This is a genomic window from Lentilitoribacter sp. JB5-8, from assembly GCF_055693385.1.
In genome coordinates this window covers 2885385-2908851 of the sequence record NZ_CM146332.1, presented here as the reverse complement: position 1 = coordinate 2908851, position 23467 = coordinate 2885385, and the positions used below count along the sequence as shown (strand labels likewise).

Genomic DNA, 23467 nt, shown 5'->3' with positions numbered 1-23467 from the left:
TGTGATCAAATATTGCACTGCAAACAAGTTCTTGTTGTCGAATGCATGTTTTTTGACTAGATGATGTGACACAATTTGCGTTTAAACGCATGTGAGCCGATAACATAAAGGGAAATCAAATGACACAAACCCGCGCAGAATCAGACAGCTTTGGCGTTCTTCAGGTACCATCAGACAAATATTGGGGCGCTCAAACCCAGCGGTCTTTGATGAATTTTCCAATTGGATGGGAAAAACAGCCGGTTGCGATCGTTCGGGCGCTCGGTGTGATTAAGCAAGCCTGTGCGCAGGCAAATGTGGAATTGGGTTCAATTGATGCTGAAATTGGCAATACAATAGCAAAGGCGGCTTCTGAGGTTGTTGAAGGCAAGCTTGATGATCACTTCCCACTTGTAGTTTGGCAAACCGGTTCTGGTACACAATCCAACATGAACGCAAATGAGGTTATTGCCAATCGCGCTATTGAGATGCTTGGCGGTGAAATCGGTTCAAAATCGCCTGTGCACCCGAATGATCACTGTAATATGGGGCAATCATCAAATGATACGTTCCCAACTGCCATGCATATTGCGATTGCAATGATGGCGCGCGATGTTTTGCTTCCTGGTCTAGAAAAATTTCACGATGCTTTGGTTGAAAAAGCTAAATCATTTGAAGAGATTATCAAAATTGGTCGTACGCACACTCAAGACGCAACACCTTTGACATTGGGCCAAGAATTCTCAGGCTACGCATTTCAAATCGAGCAGGGGATTGCGCGTGTTAAACAAGCACTTCATAACATATATGCTCTTGCGCAAGGTGGCACGGCTGTTGGAACGGGCTTGAATACGAAAAAAGGTTGGGCTGAGATGGTTGCTGCAAATATGGCTGCGATCACTGATATTCCTTTCTATACGGCTCCAAACAAGTTTGAAGCTTTAGCTGCGCATGATGCATTAATTGAAATGTCTGGCGCATTGAAAACTGTTGCGGCGAGCGCATTTAAGATCGCCAATGATATTCGTTTACTTGGTTCTGGCCCACGGTGTGGTCTTGGTGAGTTGGTATTGCCTGAAAATGAGCCTGGATCTTCGATCATGCCTGGTAAGGTTAATCCAACACAGTGCGAAGCTCTAACTCAAGTTTGTGCGCATGTGATGGGTAATGATGCAGCGGTTGGTTTTGCAGGATCTCAAGGTCATTTTGAACTAAACGTTTATAAGCCAATGATGGCGTATAATGTCTTGCAATCTATGCAGCTTTTGGGAGATGCATCTGTCAGTTTTGTTGATAAATGTGTTGCAGGAATTCGCCCTGATGAAGACAGAATTAGTAAGCTGATGTGGGAAAGCTTAATGTTGGTTACAGCGTTGGCACCCGAGATTGGTTACGATAATGCCACCAAAGTTGCTAAGACAGCGCACAAAAATGGCACAACACTTAAAGAGGAAGCCATGAATTTGGGCTTTGTTGATGAAGAAACCTTCGACCGCGTTGTGCGACCTGAACAGATGTTAGGGCCTAAATAATATACGTTTGAGTACAAAATATTCGAAAATGAAACGTCCGAACTTTCGGGCGTTTTTTGTTTTTATGGTTTTTTTGGATTCAAATTAACAGTTCGCCAACACTTTCGGGATAATTTTAACGAAAGTTTAGATTCGCTGTCTTAAATGAGGTGGATCAATTTTAGTAGAAACGAGGTTGGGAACTCATGAATACAGCGTCAATAGTGGTCGCAACGATGCATAAACGGGGGATTTCAGGTCTGCCGCGTAATTATGAGTTGGTTTATGAAGCTTTAAATAAAAGCAATCCCAATTTAACGCGTGAATTTGCAGCTCTTGGAAGTCAGCCCTCCCAAGCTGACCTAGATGATATTGGCAAGAAGTATTTCGCCCATCATCATCATGATGGTGTCGTTTCAAACGCGCAGGAAAAGATCTCCGGTGAACTGGATGAGTTGATTGGACGATTGAATAAAGAAAACAACACGCTCAAGGACTACAATAAAGTACTGGATGATAATGCAAGCCGATTGGATACAATGGCGCGCAATCCTCGCAACCAGGATATCTTAAGCATTACAGATGCTTTGGCGCAGGCGACCGGCGACAAGATTGAAAATAGTAAGCAAATAATCGATCGCGTGCTCATAGCGACCAAAGAACTTGCGCAGGTCAAGGAACAGTTGGACGAATACAAATCCATTGCAAACACTGACCCTCTCACGCGTTTGCCAAACCGTCGTGCATTTGATGAAGCTATGTCGAATATTTACGATAGTAATATTTCAATCTCGACCAGCGCGTTGATCCTTTTGGATATTGATCATTTCAAACAGTTCAATGATACCCATGGCCACCCAATTGGCGATCGTGTTCTTACGGTTGTTGCAAATGCAATGAACCAAGAATTGCGTCAAGATTCATTAATCGCGCGCACAGGCGGCGAGGAATTTGGTATCGTGGTTTCAAACACTTCACCAGGAAATGTGGAGCTTATTGCTGAACGCATTCGCATGGCTGTTGAAAAGACATCGTTGAAAGACCGTAAGTCTGGCATGGACTTTGGCAAAATCACAATTTCGCTGGGCGTTTGCATGGCAAGCCAATGCGATAATGCGGATCAGTTATATGGTGCCACTGATGAAGCGCTGTATCTGTCAAAGAATAAAGGACGCAATCAAGTTCAGATGTATGATCCCGAGCGTATGGGTAAATCTTCCAACAAACGTGCAATGTATCGTGACTAAATAAGATGAAGCCTAACGGGCTTTTTATCTTGAATAACTTCAATAAAAACCGCCTCTGGATTTGATTCTGGGGCGGTTTTTCATTGTAAAATTTACAATTCAAGTCCTTTGCTGATGCCATAGACAGCGGACTGAACATTAAAGCTCACGGTTTTATAAAAGAGAGGACTGGGACTGGTATCCCTTTAGGATAAATCGCTTAGTCCAGTAAATTATAATTTGCTGACAGGTTCGTCATCTTGAAGAAATTTGGGGCCGACAATGCGTACTTTGCGATCTGCTTCTTCAAGCGGTTTTCCGGTGCGATTAACGCTGGTGATTGCTTGCACATCTTCGTCCGTCAGATTGCCTGCGAGATTTGAGATGGTCTCTGGATCTTCACCGCGATCAATTCTATCAACCGGCACAATGGTTAGCCTGGATGTTGCAGCATTTTCAACATCACCTTTTTCTTCGCGTTCACGCAAAACACGTTCACGTCGTGCCATTTCAGCATGGAATGCGGACATGTTACATGAGCAGGCTTCTGATCGCGGGCCGGACGTTGTTTTATATGAAAACGCATAAGACTGGCTCGTATAGGCCTGACCACCGCGATAAGAGATCATGTCTTCGCTCTCTTGATCTCGCGATCTGTGGAAGAACAAATTGGTTTCTGTTCCTGGGCACATGAGCTGGCAAGCAAGTTCATCACGCTCGAATGAGGCGGATGATGTGTTTGAGGAAATTGGGAAGAAAAAGCCATCACAGGACCTCACACACATTGTCCGATATTGGCCAATGTTTCGTGCTGAATTTGGCAAAGTTACAACGCGTTGACGTGGTTTGCGACCACCGCTTTCGCCAATGATTTTCACCCCATTGCCAAGCGTGCGACCACTATTTGCCGTTTGCGGCGAGGCAGGTTCCGTCGATGCATTTATGATCGAGCTGTTGTTGCAATTAAATGCCTCAAGACGCGCATTGAGTTGATCAATGGTTAGTTTGCCCGGGTTTTGTGTAAGCTTTTCGCGTGCTGCGGTGAGTTTAGCCAGATTAGCTTGCATGCGTTCTTTAACATCTTCGAATTTCTCACATGCTTGGCCTGAATTGTCTGTATGACAGCTATATCTGCGTAGATCACCTTCAAGCTTAGCCAGCATTTTAGTCTGCTGTTTTATTGCCGTTGAGTAGCGTTTGATCTTTTTCGAGCTTGATTTGGATGCAGATGCAGTTTGCAGCTGAGCATGAAGGCTTTCACATGATTCAAGGTTTTGCGCAAAGCCCGTATTGGGCAATGCGAAAAAACTCGTAGCCAGCAGGGCGCCTATCAGCTTTTTCATCGTTTATACTCAACTCAACTTTAGAAAATGCGTTGTTGAGCGCAATTATAAGCTTAAGAGATTAGCATCTTGTAAACAATCATGAGAAGAAAGCGATGAGCGCCATTTGCTGATTATGCGACAGCAGAAGATGCCTCGACGACTGATAAGGCTGCAATGTTAACAATGCCGCGTGATGTGACAGAAGGTGATAAGATATGGGCTGGAAGTTGCGTTCCGAGCAATATTGGTCCCACATGCAAAGCGCTGAGCATGGTTTTGGCAACACCGAGCGTGATATTGGCTGAATCAAGATTTGGGAACACCAAGAGATTGGCTTCACCTTTAAGATGACTATTTGGCATGGCGCGATTACGCAACACTTCCGATATCGCAGCATCGCCCTGCATTTCACCATCTGATTCAAGTTCAGGGGCGATATCGCGCAAGATTTTAGCAGCCTCGCGCATTTTCTTTGCTGTCGGTGTGTTGTGTGAACCAAAGTTTGAGTGCGAGACAAGTGCGACTTTTGGGACGATGCCAAAACGCTTAATTTCTTCAGCGGCAAGTAGTGTCATTTCCGCAAGTTCCTGAGCGGATGGGTCAAATGTCACATAAGTATCGGTAAGGAAGGTGGCACCACGTTGTGAAATGAGCAGGCTTAACGTAGATAAATCCGTAACGCCGTCTTTGACACCAATGATTTGGCGCACATATTTTAAGTGGTTGGCATATCGACCTTCAAGACCGCACACCATGGCATCTGCATCACCACGTTTAACAGCTAATGCACCGATCACAGTGGTGTTGGTGCGCACAATTGTACTTGCAGCTTCAGGATTAATGCCCTGACGCCCAACAAGTGAGAAATAAGTGTCTACATAGTCGCGATATCGCGGATCACTTTGCGGATTTACGATTTTCAGGTCCTGCTCCAAATTGAGCCGCAGTCCAAACCGACGCAGTCTTTGTTCAATGACTTCTGGGCGACCCACAAGCGTTGGTTCAGCAACCTTTTCTTCAATCAAAACCTGAGCTGCGCGTAATACCCGCTCGTCTTCACCCTCGCAGAAGATCACACGTTTGCGTTCTGCGACACGTGCTGCTGCAAAGACCGGCTTCATGACAAAACCAGAGCGGAATACAAAGCGGTTAAGGCGATCGATATATCCATCCATATCGTCAATTGGACGTGTGGCTACGCCTGAATCTTCTGCAGCTTTTGCAACAGCAGGTGCAATGCGCAAAATCAATCTTTGATCGAAAGGTGAGGGGATAAGGTAATTAGGTCCAAAAATCGGCGTTTCACCAGAGTAAGCCTGTGCTGCAAGTTCCGATGGTTCCTCGCGCGCAAGCTCAGCTATCGCTTTTACAGCAGCAATTTTCATCTCTTCATTGATCGTGCGAGCGCCACAATCTAATGCACCACGGAAAATATAGGGGAAACACAGAACATTGTTAACCTGATTTGGAAAATCAGAACGACCGGTACAAATCATTGCATCGGGTCGCGCTTGGCGCGCAACTTCGGGCATGATTTCAGGGGTTGGATTGGCAAGCGCAAGAATGAGCGGTTGCTTTGCCATTTTTTCCAAATATTCAGGTTTTAAAACACCTGCTGCAGATAGACCAAGGAACACATCTGCATCTGGGATAGATTGATCCAATGTGCGATTATCTGATTTTTGTGCATAGATCGATTTCCAACGATCCATTTGTGAGGTACGGCCTTCATAGACCAAGCCTTCAATATCATGGACCCAGATGTTTTCGCGTTTTGCTCCCATTGAAACGAGCAAATTTAAACATGCAAGAGCTGCGGCCCCGGCGCCGGAGGTCACAATTTTAACATCAGCAATATTTTTACCCGCAAGTTCAATGCCGTTTAATACAGCTGCTGCAACGATGATGGCAGTTCCGTGCTGATCATCATGGAATACTGGAATATCCATGATTTCGCGCAACTGTTCTTCGACTTCAAAACATTCAGGTGCTTTGATATCTTCTAAGTTGATACCGCCAAAAGTCGGTTCGAGTGCCGATACAACAGAAACCATGCGGTCCACTTCTTTGGCATCCATTTCGATATCAAACACATCAATATCGGCGAATTTCTTAAACAGAACTGCCTTACCTTCCATAACAGGTTTTGAGGCAAGTGGACCAATTGAACCAAGACCCAAGACGGCTGTACCGTTTGAAACGACGGCAACAAGATTGCCGCGAGCGGTATAAAGTGCTGCGGTACTTGGATCATCCGCAATGGCGCGGCAGGGCGCAGCAACACCAGGCGAATAGGCCAGCGCCAAATCACGTTGGTTGCCCAATGGTTTCGTGGCTTGAATTTCTAGTTTACCGGGTTTTTGATAATTGTGATAAAAAAGTGCCTGGCTATCAAGATCATCTGACTCTTGTTTTTGCTTGTTGTTTTTATCATTATTCATCAAATTTTATCCCATGGGCTAATTATAGTTGCGACTCGTTGCGATAATTGCACAAATGAACATCAAATTGCTACATTCTTTCGCGCTAAACTATCTTGCATAAAACGAAAATTTCCTGTGTCCAGCAAAGATGCGCGATTTAGATCGGTGACATTCTTTCTCTTTATGTTTAAAACAGCCATCATGAATGAAAATGCCAATCTAAACAGTGCTGGTTTCGCGCAATTTGAAGTCATAAATGACGGTCAAACTTGCCGTGTTGAAATGCAGGGTGATTGGCTGCATGAGAAAATCGAAATTGTTGCGGTCGAGTTTCCGCAAGTTCCCCAAAATACAACGCAACAGCACATTGTAATTGATATGACAGGGGTGACGAATTTCGATACAGCTGGTGCTTGGTTATTGCATCAGTTCACCAATGCGTGCGACGAAAGAGATATTTCCACCACTATTGTAAATGCGAGTGATAAAAACTTATCATTGCTTTCAAAAATTCCGGCTAAATTGCCAGAACCGCGCATTGATGACGATGGGCAAAAACCAAACATTTTTCACCGTTTGGTCGATCGGACCATAAAGGGCTGGCATGCTCTTTATTCTGATATAGTCATGGGGTTGAACATCTTGGGTGCAACTATCCAAGGTGGGCAATTGAAAGAAGGCCGCAAAACCGGCGCATCGCCAGCGGCGATTGTTACCCAAATGGACCATATCGGTGTGCGAGCGGTTCCCATTGTTGTGCTCATGTCACTTGCAATTGGCGCGATCATTACACAGCAGTCAGCATTTCAACTCCGTGCTTTTGGCGCGGAGGTGTTTGCAGCAGATCTTGTAAGCGTCTTGCAATTGCGTGAAGTGGGGGTGTTGATTACCTCTATTATGATTGCTGGCCGCTCAGGCAGTGCCATCACAGCTGAAATTGGTTCAATGAAAATGCGTGAAGAGGTTGATGCGCTGAAGGTAATGGGGCTAAATCCCGTTGGCGTACTTGTTTTTCCAAGACTGATAGCGCTTGTCATTGTTCTGCCTTTGCTGACAATTGTCGCCAACTTTGCAGCACTTTTTGCCTCTGCATTGGTGCTTTATTTTTACTCTGAAGTTCCGTTCAACGTGTTCTTATCCAGAATGAAAGCGTTTATTGACTATACAACGCTGACCTCGGGCATGATTAAGACACCTTTCATGGCTATTACCATTGGTATTATTGCTGCAGTTGAAGGACTTAAAGTGGGTGGCAGTGCGGAATCTTTGGGTCGACGAGTGACCGCCTCTGTCGTGAAAGCTATTTTCCTGGTGATCGTAATTGATGGAATATTTGCCATATTCTATGCGGCCATTGATTTCTAAGTGATGATGATATGAGTGATCGTGGGCAAACAAATCAGACATTAGCACCCAGAAATGGGGATAATATCATTTTGTCTGCGCGCGGGATTTCAGTGGCGTTTGGTGAACATACTGTTCTTGAGAATCTGGATTTAGATGTGCATCGCGGGGAAATATTAGGTTTTGTTGGCGCATCAGGTACAGGAAAATCTGTGTTGATGCGCACTATGCTAAGACTGATCAAACGCCAGGCAGGAAATGTTCACATTCTTGGCAAAGATTATGACGGTATTTCTGACGAAGAACGTATTACAATTGATATGCGTTTGGGTGTTTTGTTCCAACAGGGTGCATTATTTTCCTCGCTAACGGTTAAAGAAAATATTCAAGTGCCAATGCGTGAATATTTAAATATTCCGCAGCCTTTAATGGATGATTTGGCACGGTTGAAAATCGAACTTGTGGGATTGGCGCCGAATGCGGCTGATAAATACCCATCTGAATTATCAGGTGGTATGATCAAACGGGCAGCGTTGGCGCGCGCGCTCGCGCTTGACCCTGATTTGCTGTTTTTAGATGAACCTACGTCTGGACTGGACCCCATTGGTGCCGCAGAATTTGATGATTTGATTGCAAAACTGCGCGACACATTGGGGCTAACCGTTTATATGGTAACGCATGATTTAGATAGTCTGTTTTCTGTTTGTGACCGTATAGCAGTGTTAGGGCAAAAACGCGTATTGGTGTCAGGTGACATTGATACTATGCTTGCATTTGAAGATGAGTGGGTGCAATCCTATTTTAGAGGTCGACGTGCGCGTTCTATTGTGCGTCTAGAAGGGTCGTAAAGAATGGAAACGAAAGCCAATTACACTATTGTGGGTTTGTTTGCGGTTTTTGTAACCGCCGCCGCTTTTGGGTTCATCTATTGGTATGCAGAGCTATGGCAAACAGGAAAGTTTGCGCGCATTGTGGTACAAATTCCCGGTTCTGCTGCTGGTTTGAATGTGGGTGCGCCCGTTCGCTTTAACGGGATACCCGTTGGGCAAGTTACTCATGTAAATATTGATCTAAACCAGCCGAAATTTGTAAATGCACGCGCAGAGATTTCAGTCGATACCCCGGTGAATGAACATACTGTTATCAAACTTGAAGCACAGGGTTTAACGGGTGCTTCAATTCTTGAGATCTCAACACCACAAGGGGCTGGAACAGACGCACTTTTGAAAGCTTACGAAGCTGGGACGAGTATACAATTTGAAGCGTCTCCATCTGGTATTGCCAACCTGCTGGAAACAGCAGAGAAAATCATGGTGCGAACAGATGCGATTGTCGGTCAGGTTGAGAACTTTGTGACAACGGCTCAAGACCCGATAAATGCAACGCTGAAAAATGCTGAAACCTTTTCAAAAGCTCTTACCGACAATGCAGAAGGTATTGATGAGTTTTTAAAAAGCGTTTCCGGTTTGACCGGGACTATTCAAACGCTTTCAACACGTATTGATGGAACTCTTGCATCCGCTGATCGTTTGCTCAACGCAATTGACCCGCAAAAAATTGACAATACGCTGGCTAATTTTGAAAAGCTTAGCGGTGAAGCGACAATGTCTCTTGCAAAAATTGATAAGCTGATTTCAGAGGTGCAACCTGGTCAGATTGGTGAAACCGTTAAAAATATAACCGCTGCAAGCAATGATGCGCGTGAGGCAATTGAACAGGCAAAGACAGCGATTACTGGCATCGGCGCAAGTTCTGAGGACATCTCTAAAATGATAGCGGATGTGTCTGAAACTGCGCAAAAACTTAATGCGGCCAGCGGTAAAGTGGATGCACTTTTATCAGAAGTTCAGCCGGGGCAGATTGGCAAAACACTTGAGGACATATCCACTGCCAGTGCGGATGCGCGCATCGCTCTTGCTGAAGCGAAAAAGGTTGTTGAAACGGTTGGTGGTCGCTCAGGTGATATTGATGAGATGATTTCAACTGTTGGAGATACGGCCAAGAAGCTGAATAGTGCAACCGAAAAGGTCGATATATTATTAGCTGAGGTTGATCCTGCAATTGTGCGACAAGCCCTTTCGGACATTTCAACAGCAGGTACAGATGCGCGCGAAACGCTTGCCGAAGCGAAAAAGGTTGTTTCAAGCGTCGGTGGCCGTTCAGATGATATTGATCAAATGATCACGGATGTAAGTGAAATCGCAAAACGTTTGAATGCGGCATCGACCCGCGTAGACGGTGTTTTGGCAAAACTTGATGGATTTTTGGGTGATGGAGATTCGTCCAGTTTAATGAGTGAAGCGCAAGATACGCTCAAAGCATTTAAAGATGTTGCTGCAAATCTTAATCGTCGAATAGGGCCAATTGCTGCTAATTTGGAGCGATTTACCGGGGCGGGGCTTCAGGATGTTGAAGCTTTGGTAGTTGAAACACGCAGATCTATTTCACGGATTGAACGAAGCATCACTGAAATTGAGAAAAACCCCCAAAGGCTTATTTTTGGCGGTGAAACCGTCAAACAGTTTGATGGCCGAACAAGACGTTAAGGCTTTCTTAATATCTCACTTTGGTTTATGTATGGGGCAAATGTAATGTTGGAAGTGAAACTGTTGGAGAATTGTGGTGCTGCGTAGTCTCTTGGCTTTATCGACATGCTTGGTGCTCAGCGGCTGCGTGTTAGGTGGTGGCAACGCTTCCATCCCCGATACCTTTACCCTTTCTCAGCAAGAAATTGAAAGCGCGCAACAAAGCCGAAATTCTCGCCGGCAAATTTTAATTGCAGAACCTGTTGCACTCAAAACGCTCGACAGTGATCAGGTTGTTGTGCGCACATCACCTTCAGCAGTGCAGTATCTCGCCGATGCACAATGGAATGATCGCTTGCCGCGTGTGTTCCAGTCCAAGCTTGCGCAAGCGTTCGAAACATCAGGCTTAGTTGGTGGTGTTGGGCTTCCTGGAGAAGGGCTTGCAATTGACTATCAGATTGTCACATCTATCCGTGCGTTTGAGATCAATGTCGCAACGCCGCGCTCCGCCGTTGTATCAATTTCGGTCAAGGTTTTAAATGATCGCAATGGCGTTGTACGTGCGCAACGAATATTTACATCGGAAGTCACTGCATCTGGCAGGGACAATGATGATTATATTTCTGCGTTAGATTTAGCTTCAACCATCGTTACACGCGATATTGTTTCTTGGGCAGCGAAATATGTGAGATAGACGTGCTGTCGTCCGGTTCATAAAAAAAGCCGCTTGATCGAAATAATCAAGCGGCTTTAATTTTTTTGTGAAGCTTTTATTTCAAGCGACCACTTGCATGTGCAAGCATTGTGTAAACTTTGCCGGTATCGGACGTTAGATAGCTTTGACCGATTACATTGCTTGGATCATTGCGAGATACGTCGGACAGAAGCTTTTCAAAATCTGTCATGTAGCGGTCAACTGCTTTGCGGAATTCTGGCTCACGAGCGTATTTTGACTGAATATCATCAAATGTCTTTTGACCTTTGATTGTATACAGGCGGCGCGTGAAGATATCACGCTCACCGCGCTGATATCTCTGCCATAATTCAACAGATGCATCATGATCAATAGCACGCGCGATATCAACTGAAAGCGAGTTCAATGATTCCACCACATGCTGCGGTTTACGCGGCTGGCGTGTTGGTTGCGCCAGCGCTGAGGTAGGCGCTTCTTGCGTGTCCGCACCTTTGATTAGATTACTTACCCAGCGTGTGTCGTCACTGTTGTCTGTAACAGCGTCACGTGTTGGGCGTAGTTCTTGTGAACCAATCTCAGTCGCTGCAACACGCTCACGCGGCGTATTTGATGGTGCGGAAGGTGAGGGGTTTGCATCAAGTGTCTGAGTGGATTTAGACACAAGCGAGGAAAGCTCTTGCAGTGCTTCAATTTGCTGTGCCACAGCACGGCGCATAGCAGCAGCACTTTCACGTGTTTCTTCCGGAAGGTCAAATGCACCTTTCTTCAGTTCGTTGCGTGTATCGCTCAATTCCTGGCGAATGCTACCTGCTGTTACGCGAATTTCTTCTGTTGCACCTGAGAAACGGCTAACCGCTTCGTCAACCGCTTCACGCAATGTGTTGCGAAGTACCTGAGCTGCATTGACTGAACGTTTTTCTGTGTCTTTGATCAAGCTATCAACATCGTTGACAGATGATTTAAGTTCGCGATCAATCGTTCCTGCCGCATTTGATGACAATGTTGCAGCTTGGGTAAATGCACCGTCCACGATATCGATGAGCGAACGCATGTTGCGCTCAACATCTTCTGATCGTGCGACTAAGGTTGAAGACAAGCGATCAAGCGCATCTTTGCGTTCATCCATGGTGGATGACAATCGGTTTTGCGCTTCACCAAGTAAGTCAGTTGCAGATGACAAGACATTTGAATGCTGCTCAAAATGTTCGCTGATATCAGCAATCTGAGCCAGCGTTGTATTTGAAATGCCACCAAGTTGGCTGATGTTTTTAGACAAAATGTCAGCAGAGTTTGCAACGAGGCTGGATGCCTGTTCAGTAGACGCTGTTAAATTGCCAGCTGTTTCATTTAAGCGCGTATTAATGAGCGAAATATTGGCAGATGCCTGATGAATTGTGTCATTAATCGTCGTGCTGCTTTCGTTCATCTTATCAACAATGATCGCTGCATTTTGAGACAGGCTAGCACTTGCATCACGCACGGCAGTCAATGTTTCGCTGCTACGTGTTGCAATCGCATCGATAAGAGCCTGGTTCTCAGCTTTGAGCTGTTCAGCACCTGCTTGCGCTGTTTCACGAAGCGTTTGCGTTGCATTTGTTGTTGTTTCAGTAATTTCATCAACAAGTGGGCTGAGTTTTTCACCCATAAAGTTTGCAAGTGTTGTTGTGTTCTCAGACAGCTTCGCATTGAGCTGGTTGGTCACCGTTGAGATTTCCTGCATTTTCGCCGCTTCAGACGTAAGTGCACTCACGTTCTCATTCATCGCTTTCGTATGAGCGGTAAGATTTTCAGTTAGCTCATTGGAGCGAATACTCAATGCTTCATCTAGGTGAGATGCAGCCGCATTCACATTTTGCGACAGCTCCTGCGTGCGGCTTGCAAGCTTTCCGTCAATTTCTGAAGTGAAGGAAGATACATTCTCGGTCATGCGCTGAGAATGTGCACCCAATTTATCATCAATGGACTGGTTAAGCTCATCGCTCGTTTTATTGATAGTCTCGCCAAATTCGTTTGTCACAGCGCGCAAGGCTTCTTGTGCTCTCGCAGCTTCTTGACCGAGATCGGTTGTTGCGGAAGATACGCTCGATTTAAGTGTGCTTGCGAGAGAAATTGCCTGTTCACCAAGAGTGGTAGAAACACGATCAAGACCATCGGACAATGTTGAGTTCAAAATACCAAAGCGTTTTTCAACGTGATCAGTTTTCTGCTCAACAGCATTATCGATGGATGTAATCGCATCGAGCGTTTGCTCGGTCATGGACGCAGCATGCTCTTCGACTTTATTCAATGAATTTTCAACAGCAGAAGAGATCGTGTTGATAGAACCACTTGCGATCGAGGAAATCGCATTGGCTTTTTCTTCCAGCGAATTTGCTTTTTCAGACAGTAGATTCCCAAGTTTTTCTTCATTGCTCATCAAGGCAACGGAGATTTTAGAAGATTCGCGATCAAGCGCACCGGAGAGGGCGTCTGTCATCGTATCCATTGCTTTAGTGATAAGGTTTGCACCTTCACCAGAAATAGTCTCCATGGCATTCGTACGGTCGGTGAGTGTTTGCTCCAAACGGTCAATGTTGCGTTTTGCGATATTATCCAACTCATTGGCGCGCTCATGCAAGGCATTATCGAGTTTAGTCATGTTTTCAGTTGCAATGTTTTCCATTGTTTCGGCACGCAGCTGAATAGACATATCAAGTGATTGAATGCCTTCACTCGTAATTGTTTCCAATGAATCAGCAGTGCGTTTAACCGAAGCGTCAATGGTTTCGATTGTCATCTTGCTGAGACTTTCCAACTTCTCAGTTCTATCTTGCATTGACGCATCAAGCGCATCGATAGAAGTTTGAGCGGTTCCAGCAAAGTTGCTTGTTTTTTCATCCAATGTCGCGCTGAGTTTGTCGACGGATTGCTGGGTAATGTTTGCAATGCTATCCGTGCGCTGATCGAAACTATTTTCAAGCTGATTGATGCTGTCTTTTGCAACAGATTGCATCGCGTCAGTGCGTGACTTCATTGAGACATTGATATCTTCAACCGCTTTGCTCATGCTTTGATCGAGCGCTGATTGCGAAGTCGACAATGTTTCGTTCAGATCCACAAGGTTACGAGTTAGATCAGCAGTGATGCCTTTCGTATGACCTTCAATTGTAGACGATCCATCGGATAGCGTTTTGTTTAGGTTTTCGATGCCAGTCGTAATGGCCATATCCACAGCCATGTTGCTTGCCATGAAGCCCTCATCGATTTTGTTGACAGCATCATCGGCTGCAGTCTTAAGCGTATCAGCATGGCCACTGAGTTTATCAACGCCGTTTTCAATAATATTGGTGAGGTTAAAGTTGCTGGCTGTAAGCGTTTCATTCACCTCTGCAACACCATCTTTAACAGTGTTGTTAAACGCAGATGTGCGCTGATCCAGCGTTGCCGCAAGTTTTTCGATGTTTTCAGAGAAGCTTGTGTTGACTTCACTACTTGCAGCTAGCATTTGCTCGCCGACCAAGCCAGAACGTAAATCGATGTCCATAACCGCTTCATCAGCGCTAGATTTAAGTGTTTGCCTAAAGGCAGCACCTTTTTCATCCAATGTGGCATTCATTGAATTAATAACGTCACCGAGGCCTTGTTCGATGGCGCGTTGACCAATTGCCAGAGAGTCGTTGATTTCAGAGCTACGGGCAGACAGAGCTTCGTTTAGCTGACGAGTGCGTTCGTTAATTGTTTCGTTTAAGCGCTCAGCGGTTGAATCAAGTGTGTTCACACGTGTTTCAAAGTCAGATAGCAACTCTTTGCTTTGCAACACAAACTGCGAGCTAATCATATTTAAACGACTGTCAATTTCGCCAGAAATTTCATTTCCAGATGTGCGTAGATTGTTCAGCAAGTTTTCAGAATTTTGCTCAAACAAGTTCTGAATAGAGTGTGTGATATCGGTTGTGCGTTCCTGCAATGTAGCAGAATGTGTATCCATTAATTGCGCAACTGTTTCGCCGGAAAGGGCAATACGCATAGCGATTTCATCACCTGCTTGTCCCAATTCGTCTTTCAGTTCATCGCGTGCGCCAACAATAGATGTTCTTAAACGCTCGGCATATGAAATGATCGCGTCGCGCTCGTTACTCAGGTCTGTTACAAGACCGCGAACTCGCATTTCGTTGTCAGTATAGCTTCGCTCGAGCGCATTGACCTCTGAATGGACCAGAGTCTCCAATTCAGATGCACGCGCAATTGTGCGTTCAATGCCCTCATTCATAGCATTAACTTCACGACGGATGGCTTGACCCACCGTTGTGATTTTACCTGTGCCACGTGTTTCAGGATCCGCAAGTTGGATCGCAACATGCGTCATTGCACGCGCTGCAACTTTAAATTCGCGGGCTCTTGTGACCATGATGGCAAAGGCAAAGAAGATAAATGTTGGAATAATAGCAACAAGGATTGCACCAATGAGGAGGGGGTCAGCAACCAAGTCGTTTGCCGTTGCAACGGCACTAATATTCTCTGCAAGTAAATAGTATGAAATTGCACCCACGCCTGCGATCCAGATCAAGGATAGCAGGATTGCAAATGTATATGCCGAACCAGAAACTCTTTGATCAAGAGCTGCAAGCAAGGGAGACGACTTTAAACCTGAATCATCATTGGCTGGGTCGAAATCAATCTGCGTCGTCGGTGCCGGAGCGCGACGTGTTTCGGATGACGCAGTATTTGTTTGATCATTTGAGCTCGTCGTGCTGTTTTGAGACGCAGATTTTTCCGAAGTCTCTGTTGATGTCGCTAACTCGCGCGCAGCACTCGATACTTGTTGCTCTAGATCTTCAAATGATTTTTCATCAAGAGAGAAATCCGCCTCTTGAGAATTTCCACTATTGGTGGTGTTTGAATGATCTTTTTTGTGACCAGCGGGCTCTTTTGCCATACCGCTACTTCCTCATTTTGTTTGTACGCGTTTTGCAGCGATGACCCAAGCGGACGAACGTTTAAAACCCTCGTGTTTGTCCCAGCTCAAACTCGCCATAGCCTCATGCAAAACATATCAATGTTGTGTTTTGCCACATTTTCGTAGGTTTAACAATGAGATGAAGCCCTTCGTACACAGGCAGAAGCGCCTCAAAACCTTTAGGGAAAAATACGCCCGTCATTAAGTCCCTGCAAAATATAGGTTTATGGTCTGTTAACCATATTTGACGAAAATAAGGCTGTTCGGCGACAGATTAACAAAAAACATTCACCTCCGTGCTTAAATTGCAGAAAACATAAAAGAAACGGGGACAAGATGGCTTTAAATAGAATTATACTGGAAGCACCAGAATTTGGGTCTGGTCGTGAATGCGATAATCGCCCAATTGATATGCTACACCTTTCCAAACAAACTTCAGGGGATTCAGCGCTTGAAAATGAGCTTTTGACGCTTTTTGCCAAGCAAGTGCGTGAAAGCCTTTCAGAAATGGCGATCTGCACTGAAAAGCAACGTGCAAAAATGGCAGGCGAAGTGCATAACGCTGCTGAAAGCATTGGTGCATTTGATATCGCTGAAAAAGCTGATCGAGTGAAGGCAGATCCTGCGGATCCTATTTGTTTAGCAGCATTTTCAAATTCAGTGGTTAAAGCTAGCACTTTCATTGCGTCGCTAAACCGCATCTAAGCTTGGGTAATTCATTATTTTAGGGTTGCGCTCTCAAGAACACTATGGTTTGTGTGCTGTGAATTTTATTAGGGACCCGCAAAATTTATGGCCAAGATTACTTACATCTCTTCCGATGGAAAAGAATTTGTTGTTGACGCGCAAAATGGCTCAACAGTGATGGAAAATGCAGTGAAAAACTCAGTACCAGGTATTGAAGCTGAGTGTGGTGGTGCTTGTGCATGCGCAACATGCCATGTTTATGTTGATGATACATGGACCGAGAAAGTGGGTTCGCCTGAGGCCATGGAAGAAGATATGTTGGATTTTGCTTTTGAGATGAAAGCAACTTCGCGTTTATCATGTCAGGTCACAGTTTCCGATGAACTTGATGGATTGATCGTTCATATCCCATCACAGCAAGCTTAAAAAAAGAACCTCACCGCATTTCAGGGGTGAGGTGAATTGGGCGCTGTATAAATGACATGGGAGGAACGTGATTTATACGTTCTGCGCCGGGAGTACCTGTCGAATCGTAAAAAACTAAGCTTGTGTAAGGGATAACTGACGTAAATTTGTGCGACTATCCTAAAATGTTATCGATATAATTTGACAAAATAATAGGCAATTTTCATCATTCAGTTGATAAAATAGGCATTTACTGATTATTTCTTGACTTAAATGAGGAGCCTAGCGAACTATTTGCGCCTTGATTCCGTGAAAATTGAAATTCTCATCATTTCAGATATACATCGACCTATCTGAGCAATTTGCGGACCTTCTTTTAACATGTTGAATTCCATTCAATCCAATATTCAGTGTTTTGAAGCTAGAAACTGGTGTCTTGCACATCAGGCATCAATAACGCTTGGTCCAAAAGCTGTGATCATGGCAATTATGAATGTCACACCGGACTCCTTTTCCGATGGTGCAATGATCAATTCTGTTGACGAAGCGCTGAGATCCGCAGAACACCATATCGCGCAAGGTGCGCATATATTAGATATCGGTGGTGAATCCACTCGCCCTGGCGCTGAACCTGTTACCGCACAAATGGAACAGGACAGGGTGCTACCAGTCATTGAAGCACTTGCTGAAAATTTTAATGCGATCTTTTCTATCGACACTTATCGAGCTTCAACTGCTGATCTTGCAATATCAAGCGGCGCACATATCATCAATGATGTGTGGGGGCTGCAAAGAGACCCAAAAATTGCCAAAGTCGCCGCAAAGCATGACGCAGGCGTATGTGTAATGCATACAGGACGTAATCGCAAAATTCATTCCGATGTTATCACTGACCAATTCAACTGGTTTGAAAAATCGCTGGAAATTGCAGAAGATGCAGGTTTAGAGAAAAAGCGCATTGTTCTCGATCCGGGTTTTGGATTTGCGAAAGAAACGACTGAAGAGAATTTATCACTCATGCTGCGTTTTGAAGAATTACATGCGTTAGGTTATCCATTTTTAATTGGTTCATCACGCAAACGCTTTATCGGCGCATTAACGGGTCGAGAGGCTCAGGACCGAGATGTCGGGACATCGGCAACCTCTGTCGTTTTACGTCAGATGGGCGGTGCTATATTTAGGGTACATGATGTTGCAATTAATCGCGATGCGTTATCAGTGGCTGATGGTTTGATCGCACATGCTTTGAAAGAAGGAATGATATCTTGACGCAAACAATCAAGATCACGCTAAAAAATTGCTCTTTTTATGCTTATCACGGTGTGTTTCAAGCTGAAAAAGAAATAGGACAACGCTTCTTTATCGATGTGGAGATGGATGTTAAAAAAAATGATCAGATTGCCGATGATCAACTTGAAAACACCGTTCATTACGGCGAAGTTTTTGCCTTGGTTGAAGATACTGTGACCAGTGCTTCGTATGATCTGATTGAAACACTCGCGCATTTTATTGGCCAGAATATACTGGATAGTTTTGCGCTCGTGGAATGTGCCAAAGTGGCAGTCCGAAAGCCTTCAGCGCCGATACAAGGGGTATTGGATTATGTTGAAGTTTGTGTAGAGACATCAAGATGAGTGATCATTTAACGCGTGCAGCGTTGGGAATTGGTGGAAACCTTGGTGACACCAAGCAAAATTTAATCAATGTGATCAGTAATTTAGCGCATCAAGTAGATGTTGAAGTGCTATTGGTTTCAAAGCTTTACAAAACACCGCCTTGGGGAAAAACCGATCAGCCGCCGTTTTTGAATGCGTGCGTGTTGCTAGAAACAAGCCTAACTGCGCGTCAGCTGTTGGATAAATGTCTTGATATTGAACAAAAGCTGGGGCGTGTTCGCGCCGAGCGATGGGGTCCGCGTCAAGTTGATATTGATGTCTTGTTTTATGGTGATGAAATTATCGTAGAAGAGGGACTTGAGGTTCCGCATCCGCGTATGACGGATCGTGCTTTTGTCATGCAGCCGTTATCAGACATTTCACCGGATAAACTTATTTCTGACAAATCTGTTTCTCAATGGGCACAAGAACTCCACGATGATGACATTGAAGCCATGAGCGAAGACGGCGACTGGTGGATGTAAGAACGTTCCCTTAAGCTGATTTAAAATCATAGTCCAAAGAATGGCATATTAGTCTTCGTCCTCAATCACCTTTTCCGAGATAAATTGCTCAGGGTCGGCGGCGAAAGATTGGTAGAGCTTGAAATGGGATGTGTTGCGATAGTCAACGTCCTCTAGGCCCAAGCGCGTGACTTCGAGTACTTTGGCATCCGGTAGTGCCATTAGAATTGGCGAGTGTGTTGCCATGATAACCTGTGCCGTTTTGGTTTGTTGAATCCGATGCAAAATACGAAGCAATTCTAGCTGTCTTTTGGGCGAAAGCGCGCTTTCTGGCTCATCCATGAAGTAAATTCCCTGACGCTGCATTCGTTCTTCAAAGAAGCGGATAAAACCTTCTCCGTGGCTCCAGGATAGAAAATCAGGGGGAGGGCCACCTAAAGGGTCCTCTAGGGCAGCTTGATCCAAATAGCGCGCGACAGAGAAAAAGGATTCTGCTTTGAAAAACCAACCATTGGTGATTTTAGGCAGCCATGCACCACGCAACACATCTGCAAGTTCTGATCCGCTTTTATCAATAGCCTTTGAATGATCAACGGGTCGATAACCCTTTCCGCCACCAGCCTCATCATAACCGCTTAAAGCAGCGATAGCCTCAATGAGTGTTGATTTGCCGGTACCATTTTCGCCCACAATGATTGTGACGGGTGTAGTGAACTCAATCTCAAACCTTTTGTGGTCCAGCCATGGCAGATTAAACGGATAGCCTTTTTTATCAGCTATTTTATCCGTTATAACTTTTAGGTTTTTTAAAAATGGAGACGGTAAATTTGTACCGTATTTTCGTCGTGCCATATGCCTGTTTCAATTGTTGAGATTGTTAAGATCTATATGATTGATCTTATATTCGCAACGGCACTTAAATAGATAGAAATCAGTCTTCGCTGAGTTAATCTCAGCGCTTACTTCATCGCTGTTTTGCGAGATGATTTTCGCTTAAGCGTCATTCCGATCACTGGGACTAGTGTTTTCCCCACTTGCACTGAGATCGTTACATTCATTGTGTTTTGATCGATGAAATCTGCAACCATCGTGCCATCTAGTTTGTTGCGGTTGATGCCAACAACAGCACGTGATTTGTTAAAGCGTCCAGATACAATATCTAATCCTTTGCCTTTAGCACCGTCTAAGAATGTACCACGATATGATGAACCGGCTTTGGTGATGACAGCGTTCATAGGTTGGTTAAAAACGCCGACGCGACATTTGCCATCCATCGAGACACCGATAGATTTACCTTTAACCGGAGTGCCTTCAAGCGAGCATGAGAATTTTGTGCCCTTGTACTTGCCCGCAACAATTTTGCCGGGACCTTTCCATGTGCCTTCGACAGAACCAAAGAATTGTTTATCATTGGCGGCCGATGCGATGCTTACCGAACATATAGCAGCAACAAATAGACCTACGGCGAAGATAAAACGGCTCAAAAATTTAGACATAGAAATACCAAACAAGGTTAATACTTCCCTGAAAGTGCCTTGGAATGGTTAATGCTTGGTAAGCAAAGCAGTAAAAATTAGCCAGATGTGATCACGAAATGATACAATCGGCTGCAAAATTCACGATTTTTCCGATTTTAGCATGTTTAGCTCACTTAAAAAGTCACTCAAGCTGGGGCGTTTGCGAGCGCGAAAAGGCATGGGGCGTGATACTTCCATTGCTACGATGCCAAATCGGGTGGTCATCAATCCGTTTACAAAACCTTCGCCAAAACGTGCTGATATTTTAGCTGCAACACCTTGCCCGATCATTTGTTGGACAACGCTGTCGCCTAAGGATACCGCACCTGTGACAGCGAGATGCATGGCGATTGATTTTAAAAGCTTCATCGTTCCAAAAAAGCCTGGGCGAACGCCATAAATTTGGGAAATTCGTCGCGCTAGTCGCACCATTTCAAATAAAACATACCCTGTATCAATGAGCGCGCGTGGGCTGATTGCAGTGACAACGGATACACGCTTTGCCGAAGACGTGATCATCTGCGTTGCCTGTTGATCAAGATTTTTAAAAAGCTCTCGCTCGGTAAACTCAATTAGATTAACACTATCGATGACTTCATTTTCAAGGTCTTTAATTGCCTGCCGTCCTTGAGATGTCATCGGATTATTGGAAACCGATTTTGTTATGCGGTGGACCAGTTTCCAAGTTGAGCCAATCGTGCTTGATGCATCAATTTTGCTCGTTTGCTCACGCATATCGCCAACAGAATTCAATCTCATAAAGACTGATATTTCTTGCCAGATCAATCCGAACAGTCCTACAATCATTAAAGCTGTGAGGCCCAATCCTGCCCAGCCTAGCCATTGAGATTGTGCAAATAAATCCGAGATTAAGCCGTCAACCCATAAGCCAATTGCAAGGCCAATTAAAATGGTAAAGCCGCTGATGAACAGTTTGGTGAATGAAAAACTTCTGCGTTGGACCGCAGGTTCAATTTTTGCAAAATCTTCTTCGAGAGGCGGGGTGTCATATGCAAATATGTCTTCCTCATCTGAGGTGAATTCGATGTACTCGTCATTCAGCTCAATAGCAGCGGCAGCGCGTTTTTTAGGTTCAAACGTTGTTGTGTTCTCGGTTTCATCGACCGAAAAAGAAGCAGGAGCGCGGTTTGATTTCTTACTCATTGCAAACGGTCTCCGATTAAAAATTCCAGCGCGCGATCAAGACGAATATGGGGAATCTCGACATCTTTGTTTTGTTTGTGATTAGATAATTCTGGTGGGCGGAAGCGAATAAAATTAATGTGCTTAAGATCCTCAAACTCTTCTTTATGATCTGAATCAACTGCTTTAAAAATTGAATCCGAATTTTCTGGTAAGTCACCGGGAAATATGGCTTTTTGAGTTTTTCCATCAAATGTTTCATCGCCTAATTGTTCACCTTTGCGCGGTGTGCCAACAATAAGCTGTAATTCCTCATCACCGTTTTTATGTGTAGCTTCTTTGGTTGCGCGAATGGCTGCCATTGCAAGCACGTCCACCTCTGCGCCCGTTGCATCAATCTTGATCAAAGCACGGTTAACCAGGCGTTGAACTATCGCTTGAAGGTGATCATGGCTTTCATGATGGAGATGGTCAGCCTTGGTTGCTGCGACCAGAATTTTGTCAATTCGTCTTGTAAACAGATTGGCCGGGAAGGTATTTTTGCCGGTATTGAAGCTTAATAATATATCTCCTAATGCACGCTCTAAATCAATCACAGCTTCGCGACCTGCATTAAGTGCTTGTAATGCGTCGATCAATATCACTTGGCGATCTAAGCGCGCAAAATGATTTTGATAAAATGGTTGTATGACCTTTGATTTATAGCTTTCAAAACGTCGTTCCATCATAGCAAGCATGCTGTTTGGTTTAGCTTCACGTCCTTGAATATTTAAGAGCGGTGCAAAGGTAACTGCAGGCGAGCCTTCTAAATCTCCAGGTAGTAGAAAACGTCCCGGAGGGAGGGTTGAAAAAGCGCGTTTGTCGTGTTTGCAATCTTTCAAATAGTTAGAAAAATTTGCGGCGAGCTCTATGATTGGTGGATCTTGAAAATCGGCATCTGGATCAATTTTATCAGCAAGGTCGAGCCATTTAGAACTTAATTCTGACCGTGGGTAGCTTTTCGCCATTTCAACAGCGTTTTTGGAAAATGTTGCAAAGTCTTGCGACAGAAGCGGTAAATCTAACAGCCACTCGCCAGGGTAATCGATTATATCAAGGTTGAGCTTTCCTGCGGAGAACATCTTCCCCCAAGAATTTTCAGTCTCATATTCTATGGTCAATCGCAACTGAGAAATGGATCGGGTAGATTCTGGCCAAAGTCTTTCCAGCATGAGACTGTCGAGATGCCCTTCATAAGCAAAACGCGGTACATCGTCATCTGGTTGAGGCTGCAAATAGACCTTTGAGATTCGGCCTGAATACTTCGCATTGAAGAATGGAAGCTTCTTTCCGTGGATTAAATTGTGGATAAGTGAGGTAATGAAAACTGTTTTTCCAGCGCGAGATAACCCCGTGACACCAAGACGAATGGTCGGTTGAAAAATCTCTTTAGCGCGGGACGTTGCGGTATCAAAAACGCCATAGGCTTCCTCAGCTAAACGGGAAACTGTCGGAAATTCAGACAAGGCTACTCCAGTTTTTACAATCTGCGAAAATTAATCTCAAATTATTATCAATTCTGTGAATAATTTTGCAATTAAAACCACTCTTTCCATTCTATATAGTGTGTAAAATGAGTGATTTAAGGGATTTG

Annotated in this window: 18 protein-coding genes; 11 read left to right on the top strand and 7 right to left on the bottom strand. The window is 44.6% G+C overall.

Annotated elements, in window-relative coordinates; translation table 11 throughout:
- Positions 1 to 119: 119 nt before the first annotated feature.
- A complete protein-coding gene (gene fumC, locus ACZ1GZ_RS14225; RefSeq protein WP_472665552.1) occupies positions 120 to 1511 on the top strand; it encodes a class II fumarate hydratase in 1392 nt (463 codons plus the stop codon).
- A gap of 185 nt (positions 1512 to 1696) precedes the next feature.
- On the top strand, positions 1697 to 2737 hold the full coding sequence (locus ACZ1GZ_RS14220) for a GGDEF domain-containing protein (RefSeq protein ID WP_472665551.1): 1041 nt from the start codon (positions 1697 to 1699) through the stop codon (positions 2735 to 2737).
- A 212-nt stretch (positions 2738 to 2949) separates the two neighbouring features.
- Here the strand turns inward: ACZ1GZ_RS14220 and ACZ1GZ_RS14215 are convergent, their stop codons facing one another.
- Together ACZ1GZ_RS14215 and ACZ1GZ_RS14210 are read right to left on the bottom strand one after the other, a co-directional pair.
- Positions 2950 to 4059, bottom strand: a complete 1110-nt coding sequence (locus ACZ1GZ_RS14215; protein WP_472665550.1) for a DUF2865 domain-containing protein — start codon at positions 4057 to 4059, stop codon at positions 2950 to 2952.
- A 113-nt stretch (positions 4060 to 4172) separates the two neighbouring features.
- Entirely contained in the window at positions 4173 to 6482 is a 2310-nt protein-coding gene (locus tag ACZ1GZ_RS14210) for an NADP-dependent malic enzyme (protein WP_472665549.1), read from the bottom strand.
- A gap of 165 nt (positions 6483 to 6647) precedes the next feature.
- Between ACZ1GZ_RS14210 and ACZ1GZ_RS14205 the strand changes: the two genes are divergently transcribed.
- From ACZ1GZ_RS14205 to ACZ1GZ_RS14190, 4 genes are all read left to right on the top strand, one after another.
- On the top strand, positions 6648 to 7829 hold the full coding sequence (locus ACZ1GZ_RS14205) for an ABC transporter permease (RefSeq protein WP_472668315.1): 1182 nt from the start codon (positions 6648 to 6650) through the stop codon (positions 7827 to 7829).
- A gap of 11 nt (positions 7830 to 7840) precedes the next feature.
- A complete protein-coding gene (locus ACZ1GZ_RS14200) occupies positions 7841 to 8656 on the top strand; it encodes an ABC transporter ATP-binding protein (RefSeq protein ID WP_472665548.1) in 816 nt (271 codons plus the stop codon).
- Positions 8657 to 8659: 3 nt separating this feature from the next.
- A complete protein-coding gene (locus ACZ1GZ_RS14195; protein WP_472665547.1) occupies positions 8660 to 10354 on the top strand; it encodes an MlaD family protein in 1695 nt (564 codons plus the stop codon).
- 76 nt (positions 10355 to 10430) lie between these two features.
- On the top strand, positions 10431 to 11027 hold the full coding sequence (locus ACZ1GZ_RS14190) for an ABC-type transport auxiliary lipoprotein family protein (RefSeq protein WP_472665546.1): 597 nt from the start codon (positions 10431 to 10433) through the stop codon (positions 11025 to 11027).
- Positions 11028 to 11103: 76 nt separating this feature from the next.
- Here ACZ1GZ_RS14190 and ACZ1GZ_RS14185 read toward each other — a convergent pair whose 3' ends face one another.
- A complete protein-coding gene (locus tag ACZ1GZ_RS14185; RefSeq protein WP_472665545.1) occupies positions 11104 to 15942 on the bottom strand; it encodes an apolipoprotein A-IV repeat region-like domain-containing protein in 4839 nt (1612 codons plus the stop codon).
- Between the two features lie 357 nt (positions 15943 to 16299).
- Here ACZ1GZ_RS14185 and ACZ1GZ_RS14180 point away from each other — a divergent pair, with 357 nt between their 5' ends.
- The 5 genes from ACZ1GZ_RS14180 (at position 16300) to folK (ending at position 19195) form a co-directional block, all read left to right on the top strand.
- On the top strand, positions 16300 to 16668 hold the full coding sequence (locus ACZ1GZ_RS14180; RefSeq protein WP_472665544.1) for an Hpt domain-containing protein: 369 nt from the start codon (positions 16300 to 16302) through the stop codon (positions 16666 to 16668).
- A gap of 87 nt (positions 16669 to 16755) precedes the next feature.
- A complete protein-coding gene (locus ACZ1GZ_RS14175; protein ID WP_472665543.1) occupies positions 16756 to 17076 on the top strand; it encodes a 2Fe-2S iron-sulfur cluster-binding protein in 321 nt (106 codons plus the stop codon).
- A 360-nt stretch (positions 17077 to 17436) separates the two neighbouring features.
- Entirely contained in the window at positions 17437 to 18324 is an 888-nt protein-coding gene (gene folP, locus ACZ1GZ_RS14170) for a dihydropteroate synthase (protein WP_472665542.1), read from the top strand.
- Positions 18321 to 18689: a dihydroneopterin aldolase gene (folB, locus tag ACZ1GZ_RS14165; RefSeq protein ID WP_472665541.1), complete on the top strand. Its 369-nt coding sequence runs from the start codon at positions 18321 to 18323 to the stop codon at positions 18687 to 18689. The genes folP and folB overlap by 4 nt, the downstream gene beginning before the upstream one ends.
- Positions 18686 to 19195 (top strand): 2-amino-4-hydroxy-6-hydroxymethyldihydropteridine diphosphokinase, encoded by a 510-nt coding sequence (gene folK, locus ACZ1GZ_RS14160; RefSeq protein WP_472665540.1) that lies wholly within the window; start codon positions 18686 to 18688, stop codon positions 19193 to 19195. Before folB ends, folK begins: the two co-directional genes overlap by 4 nt.
- A 48-nt stretch (positions 19196 to 19243) precedes the next feature.
- On the opposite strand, the gene ACZ1GZ_RS14155 is transcribed toward folK, so the two are convergent.
- The 4 genes from ACZ1GZ_RS14155 to ACZ1GZ_RS14140 form a co-directional block, all read right to left on the bottom strand.
- Entirely contained in the window at positions 19244 to 20026 is a 783-nt protein-coding gene (locus tag ACZ1GZ_RS14155) for an AAA family ATPase (RefSeq protein WP_472665539.1), read from the bottom strand.
- Positions 20027 to 20133: 107 nt separating this feature from the next.
- Positions 20134 to 20670 (bottom strand): hypothetical protein, encoded by a 537-nt coding sequence (locus ACZ1GZ_RS14150; protein WP_472665538.1) that lies wholly within the window; start codon positions 20668 to 20670, stop codon positions 20134 to 20136.
- 120 nt (positions 20671 to 20790) lie between these two features.
- On the bottom strand, positions 20791 to 21855 hold the full coding sequence (locus tag ACZ1GZ_RS14145) for a YcjF family protein (RefSeq protein ID WP_472665537.1): 1065 nt from the start codon (positions 21853 to 21855) through the stop codon (positions 20791 to 20793).
- The gene (locus ACZ1GZ_RS14140) at positions 21852 to 23339 is read right to left on the bottom strand and encodes a YcjX family GTP-binding protein (protein WP_472665536.1); all 1488 of its coding nucleotides are present in this window, start codon (positions 23337 to 23339) and stop codon (positions 21852 to 21854) included. Before ACZ1GZ_RS14140 ends, ACZ1GZ_RS14145 begins: the two co-directional genes overlap by 4 nt.
- Positions 23340 to 23467: the final 128 nt, after the last annotated feature.

Coding starts and splice junctions, on each gene's coding strand:
- folK (WP_472665540.1), top strand. CDS start 18,686: ATGAGTGATCATTTAACGCGTGCAGCGTTGGGAATTGGTGGAAACCTT.
- fumC (WP_472665552.1), top strand. CDS start 120: ATGACACAAACCCGCGCAGAATCAGACAGCTTTGGCGTTCTTCAGGTA.
- ACZ1GZ_RS14210 (WP_472665549.1), bottom strand. CDS start 6,482: ATGAATAATGATAAAAACAACAAGCAAAAACAAGAGTCAGATGATCTT.
- ACZ1GZ_RS14150 (WP_472665538.1), bottom strand. CDS start 20,670: ATGTCTAAATTTTTGAGCCGTTTTATCTTCGCCGTAGGTCTATTTGTT.
- ACZ1GZ_RS14155 (WP_472665539.1), bottom strand. CDS start 20,026: ATGGCACGACGAAAATACGGTACAAATTTACCGTCTCCATTTTTAAAA.
- ACZ1GZ_RS14185 (WP_472665545.1), bottom strand. CDS start 15,942: ATGGCAAAAGAGCCCGCTGGTCACAAAAAAGATCATTCAAACACCACC.
- folP (WP_472665542.1), top strand. CDS start 17,437: ATGTTGAATTCCATTCAATCCAATATTCAGTGTTTTGAAGCTAGAAAC.
- ACZ1GZ_RS14180 (WP_472665544.1), top strand. CDS start 16,300: ATGGCTTTAAATAGAATTATACTGGAAGCACCAGAATTTGGGTCTGGT.
- ACZ1GZ_RS14195 (WP_472665547.1), top strand. CDS start 8,660: ATGGAAACGAAAGCCAATTACACTATTGTGGGTTTGTTTGCGGTTTTT.
- ACZ1GZ_RS14220 (WP_472665551.1), top strand. CDS start 1,697: ATGAATACAGCGTCAATAGTGGTCGCAACGATGCATAAACGGGGGATT.
- ACZ1GZ_RS14200 (WP_472665548.1), top strand. CDS start 7,841: ATGAGTGATCGTGGGCAAACAAATCAGACATTAGCACCCAGAAATGGG.
- ACZ1GZ_RS14175 (WP_472665543.1), top strand. CDS start 16,756: ATGGCCAAGATTACTTACATCTCTTCCGATGGAAAAGAATTTGTTGTT.
- ACZ1GZ_RS14145 (WP_472665537.1), bottom strand. CDS start 21,855: ATGAGTAAGAAATCAAACCGCGCTCCTGCTTCTTTTTCGGTCGATGAA.
- ACZ1GZ_RS14205 (WP_472668315.1), top strand. CDS start 6,648: ATGTTTAAAACAGCCATCATGAATGAAAATGCCAATCTAAACAGTGCT.
- ACZ1GZ_RS14215 (WP_472665550.1), bottom strand. CDS start 4,059: ATGAAAAAGCTGATAGGCGCCCTGCTGGCTACGAGTTTTTTCGCATTG.